Source organism: Planctomycetaceae bacterium, assembly GCA_041398785.1.
In the GTDB taxonomy this organism is placed as follows: Bacteria; Planctomycetota; Planctomycetia; order Planctomycetales; family Planctomycetaceae; genus JAWKUA01.
In genome coordinates this window covers 68,359-79,664 of record JAWKUA010000024.1, presented here as the reverse complement: position 1 = coordinate 79,664, position 11,306 = coordinate 68,359, and the positions used below count along the sequence as shown (strand labels likewise).

The window sequence follows — 11,306 nt, the reverse complement described above, 5'->3', positions numbered from 1 at the left end:
ACGATCCACGCCGACGGCGGCAACATGTGCGCGAAGTACGGATCGGAATTCTTCAAAAGTACCGGCGACGAAGCCGGAGTCGGCGGTGGAGTCAAGTCCGGCACATTCATCAAGGAAGCCACGTGGATCACGTATTCGTTCGACGTGAAACTCGAAGGCAAAGGAGCGTGCCGGCTGACGGACAAGATGTTTCACAATCACCAGAACACGGTGAATGCTGCGGGGCTGCTGCAGAAGATTCTGGAGTTGATGAAGACGAATCTGGAAAAAGGCTGTGCGGCGCTGCTGGAGCACATCAAGAATCTGATCGGTGAAGGCGTGACCGGTAAAGTGAACGGCATCCGGGGACTCGCGGAAAGATTCAGCCAGCAGATCTTTGGCGGCGGACTTGGAAGTGCCGGCGCCCCGAACGCTCCGTTTGATCGCGGTCCGAATCCGCAACTTGGATTTTCCAAAGGTTCGAATTCCTGGATGCGGCACAACAAGGAGATTTCGACACAGCAGAACAACCTGAAGAAGTCGCTCGACGAGTACGACGACAAGTGCAAGGGCGGGCCGCCGCCTCCGGCCAACGCGCGCGAGTGGGCGAACAAGCCGCTGCCGCAGCCCGCGGACTGGAAGGGGCCTCAGTGGGTTGCGCCGCGGACGCAATCCAGCGGCTGGGGCTCCAAACTTCTGAAGGGAACACTGATCGTCGGTGCCGGAATTCTTGCCGTGGGTACCGTCGCCGCGGCCATCATACCGTTCGACGGCCCGTTCGGTGAAGCGGCACTGGGAACAGGAACCGCAGCCGCGTGGAGCGCTGCGATGGCAATTCCGTAGTTCGATTCACGATGTGGCAGAAATCCGATGAGTGAGCTGACTTCCATCGATGAATCCCTGGAACTGAGCCGCCTGACCAGCGCGATCATGCTGTGCAGCCTGGACTTTACCGTGCCGTTCCACGACGTGATCGGCCTGGACCGTGTCGACAGTCAACAGCTTGTCAGCGGGCTCCGGGACTTCATTCGTGTGGAGCGAACGGAGCAGCAGCATGACTTCGACGCTGTGCTTGTTCGCGTCGCACGTGTCTTCGATTTTCTTGCCGAACGGTCTGCGGACCCCGGCGGAGTATTCAGGAAGTGGTTCACCGAAATCTACTGTCAGTCTCACCACGAATATCCGGCACTGGAAGCCTGGACGAACGTATTGCGCAAAGCCCGACGCGATTCCGGGGACTGGAAACGTCTTTGTGTTCCGGCCGCCATTCAGCAGGACGCCAGAGAACGTTTCGACCGTTCCGTGAACGCGGACGAATTCGACGCGCGCACTCGCAGCGCGGGGAAGCCGCGATTGAGTGACTGGGATCTGCACCTTTACGCGATCAATCTCTGGAACGACGATCTGCCCGATATTCCCAACGGCCCGGAATCGCAGTTGTATCCGATCTTTTGTCGCTTCCAGGGGGCACGATTCTGGTGGTGGCTGAGTCCACTGTTGAGCAATGAAGAACGCCGTCAGCTTGTCTCCGGCGCGAATCAGCTCATTTCGAACCTTCCGGATCTGGCGTACATCGGAAGTCTGCGTGATCTTCCGTCGGCTCCTGACATTCCGGCGCAGGGGACCGGCTATGCATGAGACTCTGCTGAAGCAACTGAAGTGGCGCTATCCGCGAGAAGCCAGCCGGTATACCGACGAATTCTTGCTCGCCTCACTGACCGCATGGGCAGCGATCGCGGAATCCGTCGGAATTGACGACGACACCGACCGGCTGCGTCTAATGAGCCTTGCGGTGCTGCTGTCACCGGAACAGCGCCGCTCAAAACTCTGCAACGGTGTTCTCAGGAGGATTCTGAACAACGACGATTGGACGATGCCGCAGCGCCTGGATTTTCTCTATGAGCACCTCGTGGGCCGTCCGGTCTCTGACCCGGAAGAAGATTTCGGGCCGAGATTCGTTCCCTTCTGAATTCTCCGATGTGATTGAGCACTCGTTTCCGATGCTGTCAGACCGCTGAGTCTTCGCCGGCCGGGTTTGTGTGGCCGCAACCGATCCTTTTACGCTCAAAATACGTGAATGATGACCGACTGGGTGATTCGTGAGCATTTCAGCATTCTGGCTGACCAGCTTGATTCGCTGCCGTTCAACAGCCTGCGCGCGGCGCGGGCGAAAGCGAATCTGAAAGCTCTGGCTCTGAATGTGTCCGCTGCACATCAGCTTTTCGGCCGACTTCTGACCGACGCGGAGTCCGCCGGCGAAACGGCCGCTGCAGCGCTGCTGGCCATGGAAATCGGTGACGCGGAATTCGTCGCGAACGCCACCGCAGCTCTGCCCGATGACGCCGAACAATGGGAAGGCATTCGTCGCGGATTGCGGCTGGCAGCCATCGGGCCGCTTGTCGAAGTCCTGCAGCAGCGGCTCAGCGGTTCCCGGTCACGCTGCCGCACGGCGCTGCTGGACATCCTGTCGTTTCACCGCCTGCCAATCGCCGTCGAACACTCCTGGCTGACGCGACATGCGGACGACGAGCTTTTTCTGACCACCATCACGGCGCTCTCGCGATCCGGCGACGTTCACGACAGAAACATTGTTGCTCAGGCGGCGCAGGCGTCCGCTGGCGGCGATGCCATCGAAGTCCTTCGCGCGGCCGCGCGAGCGGGCGTTGCGCCGCTGAAGGTCTGCCGGATGCGATCCGTGGGTGATCCGCCGTGCCTGAATTCCGTCCGATTCCTGGGAGTCATCGGCGACGAGTCCGACCACGGTCTGCTGCGGCAGTTGGCGTCTCGAGAAGCGACCGCGTCGGCCGCCACCGACGCGATAGGAATTCTGGGAGCGGCCGAACTGCTGCCGGACATCATCGACGCCGTTTCCAATCCCGTCACGTCACAGGCCGCCGCTCGCGCGCTGGAGCGAATTTCCGGCACGTCGGTTCCGCGAGGCGATCCGCCGGAACCTCCCGAACATCTGACGGAAGATGAGCGTGACTTTTGGCATCAGCCCGGTGAACCGCTGCCGGACGCGGTGCGGTTGTGGTGGAACCGAGCCCAATGGTCGTTTGATCCCGGCCAGCGCTATCAGGCCGGAATCTGCGTGTCGGACCATCCGCCGGACAGCGTGTTCGACAAGCTTCCCGATGAAATTCGCCGCGATGTCTACTTGCGGCAACGGGCCCGGGATTTTGACAATACGCCGGACCGGGAACTGGAAACCTGGCCGGAACTTCATCGCACTCCGAAATGGGCAACATTGCCGGCGGCCTTGTAGCCAAAATCGCCACTCTCCGACCACTGCTCCGCGGCGGAGCCGAAGTCCCGCAGTTCCGATGTCCGCCCTTCCCGCGAATTCCTTACCGAAAATCAGACGTTCATGACCCTGCAAATTCATCGAGTCGGTCCGCTGTCAGAACTGCTGGAAGTCATCCCGCTGGCGGCGTGGCATTCGCTGCATTTCGGAACGGCGGCCGGTGCGGATGTGCAACTGACTCCGCATCCCGCGCTGCCGCAGGTTTGCCTGCGCGTGTGGCAGGATACTGACCGCTTTCTGGCCGAAAGCCTGACCGGCAGCCGAAGAATTGTCGTTCTGAACGGCCAGCCGCTGGACAGCATCATCGAACTGGAACGCGGCGACACGATCGAAATCGGCATCGACCGGTTTGTTGTCACGACCGAACAGCAGTTGCGCGTGGAAGTTCGGGACGTGGCTGCTGCGCCTGAATCGGCTGAAGACTCCGTGATCCGGCAGGTACTGATCTCCGCCGATGTGAACGGATGCCTGCGACGTTATGTGCCTGCGGATCCGGCATGGTCGGCAGCCGGAGTTGTGCAGAAGCTTTGTGACCGGCACGGTGCGTTTCTGTTTGCGAACTTTCTGTACGCCGGTCTGACCGGCCGCCCGCCTGACTTCGCCGGCGAAGATCTGTATTCGCACGCTCCGGATGAAGTCCGCGACGTGTATTCTCTGCACGCCGTCAGCAAAGCCTCCACGGCGCAGAAACTGCAGATCTTTGAGGCTCTGCGAACCAGCGATGCGGTCATCTGCGCCGTTGCGGAAGCAGATTTCGAATCGTGCCTGAAGAACGCAAAGATCTGTCTGGCCTGGTTCGCTCGCCCGAGCGTTATGGAAATGACGCTGACGAAGGGGTCCCGACACCTTGCTGAAAAGCTGATGGCTCCATTCCGAGCGTTGATGTTCGCGCCTCACGGCGGCCAGCACGAGTGGGTAATGTTCACAAAGGCAGACGTCGACATCGACGAATTCGGACTGAGCGACTCCGCAGCGTGAATTCCGCGTTCCGGTGATCGGGCGCGCGCTGCACGTTCGGCGGTGACGAGTGCGGACTCATGTCGCGCAACTCGCTTGTGTGATTGGCGGGTGGTTTCGGCGAGCAGCGCGACGTCAATCCGCTTTCGCAGTGATCGGGCTCGCATTGCGTGTTCGGGCGCGAATTGCGTGTTCGGCGGTGATGAGTGCGGACTGACGTCGCGCAGCTCGCTGGCGCGATCGGCGGGTGGTTTCGGGGTGATGCTTTGGTGCATGACGCTTCCGTCATTGTGCCGGGCCGCGTTGCCAATCGGTTCTCGCGCGATATCATCCGCCGCGTTGAACACACTGTTACTCATTCTGCGCGGGAACCGACATGTCAGAATTCCGAAATGAAACTGATTCGATGGGCGACGTTCAGGTGCCCGCCGAAGCCTACTACGGTGCTCAGACGCAGCGAGCCGTGGAGAACTTCCCGATCAGCGGCTGGGAACTTCCGCCGGAGATGATTCATGCGATGGGCCGCGTCAAGTTCGCCTGTGCCACGGCGAATCAAGATCTCGGCAAGCTGACGGGGACCGGCAAGAATCCGCTCACTAAGGAACAGGTTGATGCACTCCTGCAGGCATGTCAGGATGTGGCCGAGGGAACGCTGGACGACCAGTTTCCGATCGACGTGTTTCAAACCGGATCCGGCACGTCCAGCAACATGAACGCCAACGAAGTGATCAGCAATCGCGCGATAGAGATCCTCGACGGCGACCGCTTCACCGCGGAAAAGCCCGTGCATCCCAACGATCACGTGAACATGGGCCAGAGCACCAACGACACGTTTCCGACGGCGATTCATGTGGCGGTGGCGACGTCGATTCACAGCGATCTGATCCCGGCGCTGGACCGTTTCCGCGACGAACTGCAGACGAAGGCGAAGGACTGGGACCGGATCATCAAGATCGGCCGGACTCATCTTGCCGACGCGACGCCGCTGCGGCTGGGACAGGAATTCGGCGGATTTGCGCGACAGCTTTCCCTGTCCGTCAACCGGGCCACTCGCGCGATGGAAGCGGTGCTGGAACTGCCGGTCGGAGGCACGGCGGTCGGCTCGGGAATCAACACGCATCCGGAATTCGGCGCCCGCGTGGCGAAAGTGCTGGCAAAGGAAACCGGCGTGCCGTTTGTCGAAGCGGCCGACCACTTCGAAGCGAATGCTCAGCGAGACGGCCTGGTTGAATGTCACGCTCAGTTGAAGACCATCGCCACGACGCTGTTCAACGTCAGCAACAACATTCGCTGGCTGGGGTCCGGGCCTCGCTGTGGTTTTTACGAAGTGCAGATCCCCGACCTGCAGCCGGGATCGTCGATTATGCCGGGCAAGGTGAATCCGGTGATGTGCGAAGCGCTGATGCAGGTCTGCGCGCGAGTCATCGGGAACGACCAGACAGTGGCGTTCAGCGGGGCCACCGGTGGTCAGTTCCAGTTGAACATCATGATGCCCGTGATGGGACACACGACTTTGGAAAGCATCCGCCTGCTGACCAACGCCGTGAACGCCTTCGTCGAATTCTGCGTGCTGAATCTGGAAGCCAACGAAGAAGCCTGCGAAGCGGCGGTGGAAAAGAGCCTGTCGATGGTCACCAGCCTGAACCCGCACATCGGTTACATGAAAGCGGCGGCTCTGGCGAAGGAGGCATTCAAGAGCGGTAAGACGATCCGGGAACTCTGCACGGAGCAGAACATTCTTCCGCCGGACGTGCTGAAGGAAGCCCTGGACCCGTTCAGCATGACGGAACCGCATGCGTAGCACGCGGTGGACCGGTTGCAACACAACCGGCGAACTGATCTCCCGCGAGTTCTGAATGCGGCCAGGCACCGACTGACGGACGCGATTGCTGTCTTCGACTGGACGCCGGAACGCTCGTCTGGTGAAGTATTAAGCGGCAGTGTACTTCAACCGTTAGCCGCTGAGACTCTCTCATGTCACAAGTAGACCACAGCGTAAACATCCGACAGGCTGCTGAAGCTGCGGCAGCTTTTCTTGCGGATGTTTACAAGGACCAACAGTTCTCGAATATTCTGCTGGAAGAGGTTGAACGCGACACGAACGACAACTGGCGCATCACGCTGGGGTTTGATCGCCCCTATCGAGCCGGTGACTTATTGATGCCGGATCCTGCCGCTTCGCTCCTGCGTCCAAGGTCGACTCGCGACTACAAGGTATTCTGTATTGACAGGCAGACCGGAGAGGTTCAATCCATGAAACTGCGTGACGAATGATACGGGTATGGATGAGTTGATCGCGAAGTATTCCCGCAAGGGAGTGATGCTCGATTCCAGCGTCCTGATCCTCCTCGTTGTGGGCTGCTACAACCCCGAAAGGATCGAGTCTTTCAAACGGACGAATGCGTTCGAGAAGCAGGATTTCGTGCTGCTGACACGCCTTCTTTCGAAGTTTGAACGACTCGTCACAACTCCTCACATTCTGACCGAAGTGAGTAATCTCTGCGGGAACTTTCACCAGCAGGAAAAGCATCCCGTCTTTTCCCAACTGGTCGAGGTCATTTCACGAAGCAGCGAAGAGTCGCTGGCATCGAAGGATATTTGCAACAGCCCTCCGTTTACTCGCTTCGGCCTCACGGATTCAGGCATCGCAGTGTGTGCCAAAGACCGCTTCCTGGTGATAACGGCGGACTTGCCGCTGTTCGTGCTGCTGGGCAGTCTTGAAGTGGACGCCATCAACTTCAATCACCTTCGGCCGCTGGGTTGGCAATGATCCGCCAGGCGCTGGCTGCATCGGCATTCCTGGCGCCCCGACTCGTCTTGCGGCGTTTTTGCGATTTCCGGTAGCCTGCACCGCTCTCGCACAAGCTCACCAGTGGATAGTGGAATGCAAACGGGCGAATCATCGCTTCCGGATTCTGCGTTCCTGAACCTGAGTTTGGGACCGCACCGTCGGCGGCGTCAGCATTCGTGTGCTCAGCGAATCTGGCTGCCGCTGTTGCTTGCTGCGCCGATCATCGGCTGCGGCTTTTCGCGTCAGGAAGTTCTGGAAACCAGGCTGCGAGAACACCAGGCATCCATTCGCCGGCTGGAATCGGAACTGGCCGAATCCAAAAAGATCGTGGCCAAACAGGACCGCGACCTGCTGGCTCTGAGGAACCTGCCGACGAGCGATCCGGAACAGTCCGGAGTCATTTCTCTGGCATCGGCCGGACGTCCGGTGACTGCGGCATGGGGATCGGCGACGCAGATTCGGATTCACGGACTGACGGCCGGAATTCTGCGACCGGAAGACGGCGGACCGGCGACGCTGAACGTGGTGGTGCAGCCGCTGGATGAAGACTCCGAAGTCGTCAAGGCGGCCGGCGAACTGACAGTGACACTGTCGACTCTGCCGGGCGCCGAACCGTCATCGCCGACAATCGCGGAACGCCGTCTGTCAATCACGGAGTGTCGTTCCACGTGGAGCCGCGGATTGATCGCGAGCGGCTTCCATCTGCAGATTCCGATTCCGGAAGCCGCCTTGTTGCCGTCGCGCGGCCGGCAGGTTCTGGTCACCGCAACTCTGGATCTCGGCGGTGATCACGTGCTGAGTGATTCACGGCTGATTGATTCCGGTGAGTAGCGAAGCACGTCGGTTTCGCGCAGCGCTGAATGACGATTGCGGACTGACGTCGCGCAGCTCACTGGTGAGAGCGGCGGGTGGTTTCGGCGAGTGGGTTGTGTGCGCGGACACTGGGTTCCCGCCTTCGCGGGAATGACAGAGCACCGCCGCCTTCGCGGGAATGACGGAACACTGCCGCCTTCGCGGGAAGGACGGAACACTGCCGCCTTCGCGGGAAGGACGGAACACTGCCGCCTTCGCGGGAATGACGGGGGCGTGCGCGGTTGGCGATCGGTCCAATATGTCAGATACGACGGATCCGACTGGGTTCCCGCCTGCGCGGGAATGACGGGGTAAATGCACTGGGTTCCCGCCACCCGCCTGCGCGGGTGCAGGCTGCGCGGGAATGACGGCACCAATCTGCGTGCATCTGCGAAACTGGTGGACACGTCTTCGAGGCACGAGCGGCGTGGCATCTTCGTGTGTGACGGCTGTTGGGTGGGAGTCCGTCGGTCACTCTTCGCTGTGCGTCGGTCGCAGTCGGTAGAGTTCGAGGCGCTGTTCCTGCGATTCGAAATGCTGCATCAACCAGTCGACGGTGAACAGGTTCAGCAGCACAACCAGGCTGGGGCGAAAATGGATGTCGGTGACATGTTCGAACCGGTCCTGATGAACAGCCCAATCGTTCCGAAAACCGGGCGTCCGCAGGGCATTCGGTCCAATGACCAGAAACGTGGGAAGCGGTTCGCCGTGAAGCCGAGCGGTGGGGAAGGTGACATCCTGCACCGGACGAGCGACGATTCCGGCCTGCCACAAATGATACAGCACGGCCGGTTCGCCGAACGCGTAGATCAGGCATTCAGGCGACTGCAGGTCGGCCAGCGGATTCGAGCGATCGACTTTCACTGTGACGCCGGGTTCGGCGGCGGAAACTTCCGGAACGCTGTCGGGCCGAATGATGGTATCGGAAGGAAGCAGTGCCGGACCGGAAGCACCTTCCCCCGCGTCGTCCAGCGCTGCGCGAGCGATCTGCCACGACGCGACTTGCAGCGACGTGCGGTCAGCCCAGACTTCCGGCGTGCGTCGAAAACCGCCGGCCGAGTACAGCGAAAACACAACGGCCGCCGCGACGAGGACGGTCACGGTCTGCCGCATCGTTGACTGACGTGACGACTCATCGGAATGCCGGGGACCTCGCCGAGCGACGTTCAGATTGGCTTCGATCCACCATGCCAGTCCGCCGGCGGCTCCCAGCCAGACCGATGCCAGCAGCGGCAGCGACAGTCGCGGAAACGGATGATACATCGGAGTCGACAGCAACATCCCGGCGAACCATGCGATGACGATGCTGGCTCCCAGCAGCGGGTCGACAAATGCGGCGGCATTCAGATCGGCTTCGGTGCAGGGCCGCGAAGTTGCTTCAGCCGGCGAAAGATCCTGTTCGGTTCTGCGTCGATGAAGGTCCGACGGAACCCGCGCGAGAAACATGCCGCTGAGTCCTCCGGCAGCCGTGCAGGTCAGCAGCCCGAGCGAACCGATGGCCATCGCCACAATCGTCATCACGATCGCCGCGGCGCAGAACTTTGCCAGCAGCGTCACGGAAGGATAGTCGCCGACAAGCTGATGCGGTCCATTGCCTTCGGCCGCCCGGTTCCACGTGAAACTGCGAAGCTGCATCCATCGGCGACTTCCCGCGGCAACGATGCCGAGGCCGATTGATACGACCGACAACCAACTGTCAGTGAGGAAGTGGTACGTGACGTGACTTGCCAGCCGCTGCCGCCAGCCGCTGAAACCGTCAGTGTTCAGGTACGCTCGGTGGTTTTGCGCAACGGCCGCGTAACCTCCTTCATCCTGCAGCGACCACAGCCACGGAGCGAAGCACAGTGCCGCCACCGCCGCCATCGTCAGCAGCAGCTTCAGCAAGGTGACGATCGAAATCTGTCGACGGCCGGTTACGACAAACCAAAGCACCGAACCGCTGCCGACGATCGCCAGCGGCAGCCAGCCGGAATACTTCGTCCACCAGGCCAGACCGCACGCCAGTCCGGCAAGTCCCATCACGCGAACCGAACGCTGCTGAATCCCGCCGGCTCCCAAAACGACGGACAGGCAGATGAAGCAAAGTACCGGAACATCGGTGAGTGCCATCCGCGAATACAGCACATGAAAGTCGCTCATCGCTGCCAGGAACACGGCCACCAGCCCGCCGCAGAGTCCGAAGAACGAACGACCCGTGTACCACACAACCAGCACGGTCAGAGTTCCCAGCAGCAGTCCGGGCAGAAACGGTCCGACGGAATTTCCGCCGGGCAGCCAGCCGGCCAGCCGGATCATGGTCGGCAACAGCGGCGGAGCGTAGAGATGCCGAGCGGGATAAGGCTCACCGGTCGCGTCGTCGTACCATGCGCTGGACGCGTACACGCCTTCGTCGAAATGTTCGATGGCCATCCGATCGGTCGCCACGCAGCGCAGCAGCAGCCCCAGCGCCGCGGCAAGCAGCACGAGAACGACTTCCTGTCGGGACAGCGACTGTTTCATGGAATGCCTGGTGAGGAATCCGGCCTTCGCGACCGGTAACATGCGCTTGAAGTTGGGAGACCGAAGACGGCCGGACGTGACATCGTCGAAGGGTACCGTGTTTCGAAGAAGACGAAATTCGGCGGAAGGAATTCCGGCCGAAGGCAGTGACCGGGAAGACCGAATCGCCGCGCGGATTCAACTGTGGCGGATTCAATCGCAGATCGTTGCTGTCGGCGTGTGAGATTTCACGTGGAACCTTCGCACGATACCGCACAATCTCAGGAATGCCACCGGCGCGCGTTGAGTCCTGAATCCACGTGCCTAAGATACCTCACGGTCAGGACCAGAGGCTGCCAAAGCAACCACTGAATACTGATGCGGCGCCGGGCAGCTCACAGCAGCACCGTCCGCTGACAGCGTCCGACCGGTGCCCGATTCGAATTCACCGGGTACTCGAACTCATTCGCGAAACCCTTCAGCCAGATCGAGAGCAGATCATGTCTGCAGACGAAACGAACCCGGACAAACTGTACGACGCCGCCAATAAACTCAAGGAGGCCGGCGATCTGGAAGGCTGCGTGACCGCGCTGCAGAAGATTCTCGAAGTGGCTCCCGATCACGTGCAGACCCATATGGCTCTGGGAGTTCACCAGCAGAAACTGGGACGGCTGCAGGAAGCCGTGACTCACGCCACGAAGGTCACGGAACTGGCTCCGGACGACGCGTTTTCGTTCACGCAGTTGTCTGTCATCCTGCAGCGCTGCGGAAAGATTCTGGAAGCGGAGGACGCGATGGCGAAAGCTCGCGAAATCCAGATGGCCGCCGCGCGCCGCCGGTAGCGAACTCTGCCGATCCGGCCGGACGCAACGCCTCAGACTTCCGCCCCGCAGCGCCACCCACCGTCCCCTCGCCCGTAAAGCGTATTTTAGCCTCGAACGCCAC

At 60.7% G+C, this 11,306-nt stretch carries 11 protein-coding genes; 10 read left to right on the top strand and 1 reads right to left on the bottom strand.

Annotated elements, in window-relative coordinates; genetic code table 11:
* The 9 genes from R3C19_22825 to R3C19_22785 all read left to right on the top strand — a co-directional run.
* Nucleotides 1–822, top strand: an 822-nt coding sequence (locus R3C19_22825) for a DUF4150 domain-containing protein (GenBank protein MEZ6063190.1), incomplete at its 5' end; no start/stop codon positions are given.
* A 27-nt stretch (nucleotides 823–849) separates the two neighbouring features.
* On the top strand, nucleotides 850–1,617 hold the full coding sequence (locus R3C19_22820; GenBank protein MEZ6063189.1) for a hypothetical protein: 768 nt from the start codon (nucleotides 850–852) through the stop codon (nucleotides 1,615–1,617).
* Nucleotides 1,610–1,948 (top strand): hypothetical protein, encoded by a 339-nt coding sequence (locus tag R3C19_22815; protein ID MEZ6063188.1) that lies wholly within the window; start codon nucleotides 1,610–1,612, stop codon nucleotides 1,946–1,948. The genes R3C19_22820 and R3C19_22815 overlap by 8 nt, the downstream gene beginning before the upstream one ends.
* 108 nt (nucleotides 1,949–2,056) lie before the next feature.
* Nucleotides 2,057–3,244, top strand: a complete 1,188-nt coding sequence (locus R3C19_22810; protein MEZ6063187.1) for a hypothetical protein — start codon at nucleotides 2,057–2,059, stop codon at nucleotides 3,242–3,244.
* Nucleotides 3,245–3,346: 102 nt separating this feature from the next.
* Nucleotides 3,347–4,261 carry an FHA domain-containing protein gene (locus tag R3C19_22805; protein ID MEZ6063186.1) on the top strand — a complete coding sequence of 305 codons (915 nt, stop codon included), beginning with the start codon at nucleotides 3,347–3,349 and terminating at the stop codon, nucleotides 4,259–4,261.
* A 355-nt stretch (nucleotides 4,262–4,616) separates the two neighbouring features.
* The gene (locus tag R3C19_22800; GenBank protein MEZ6063185.1) at nucleotides 4,617–6,041 is read left to right on the top strand and encodes a class II fumarate hydratase; all 1,425 of its coding nucleotides are present in this window, start codon (nucleotides 4,617–4,619) and stop codon (nucleotides 6,039–6,041) included.
* Nucleotides 6,042–6,214: 173 nt separating this feature from the next.
* Complete coding sequence (locus R3C19_22795; protein MEZ6063184.1) at nucleotides 6,215–6,514, top strand: hypothetical protein; 300 nt, start codon at nucleotides 6,215–6,217, stop codon at nucleotides 6,512–6,514.
* On the top strand, nucleotides 6,504–7,010 hold the full coding sequence (locus R3C19_22790; GenBank protein MEZ6063183.1) for a PIN domain-containing protein: 507 nt from the start codon (nucleotides 6,504–6,506) through the stop codon (nucleotides 7,008–7,010). The genes R3C19_22795 and R3C19_22790 overlap by 11 nt, the downstream gene beginning before the upstream one ends.
* A 114-nt stretch (nucleotides 7,011–7,124) precedes the next feature.
* Nucleotides 7,125–7,862, top strand: a complete 738-nt coding sequence (locus tag R3C19_22785) for a hypothetical protein (protein MEZ6063182.1) — start codon at nucleotides 7,125–7,127, stop codon at nucleotides 7,860–7,862.
* A 492-nt stretch (nucleotides 7,863–8,354) separates the two neighbouring features.
* On the opposite strand, the gene R3C19_22780 is transcribed toward R3C19_22785, so the two are convergent.
* Nucleotides 8,355–10,382 carry a glycosyltransferase family 39 protein gene (locus R3C19_22780; protein ID MEZ6063181.1) on the bottom strand — a complete coding sequence of 676 codons (2,028 nt, stop codon included), beginning with the start codon at nucleotides 10,380–10,382 and terminating at the stop codon, nucleotides 8,355–8,357.
* A 479-nt stretch (nucleotides 10,383–10,861) separates the two neighbouring features.
* Between R3C19_22780 and R3C19_22775 the strand changes: the two genes are divergently transcribed.
* Nucleotides 10,862–11,203, top strand: coding sequence for a hypothetical protein (locus R3C19_22775; GenBank protein ID MEZ6063180.1), 342 nt, complete (start codon nucleotides 10,862–10,864; stop codon nucleotides 11,201–11,203).
* Nucleotides 11,204–11,306 lie beyond the last annotated feature (103 nt).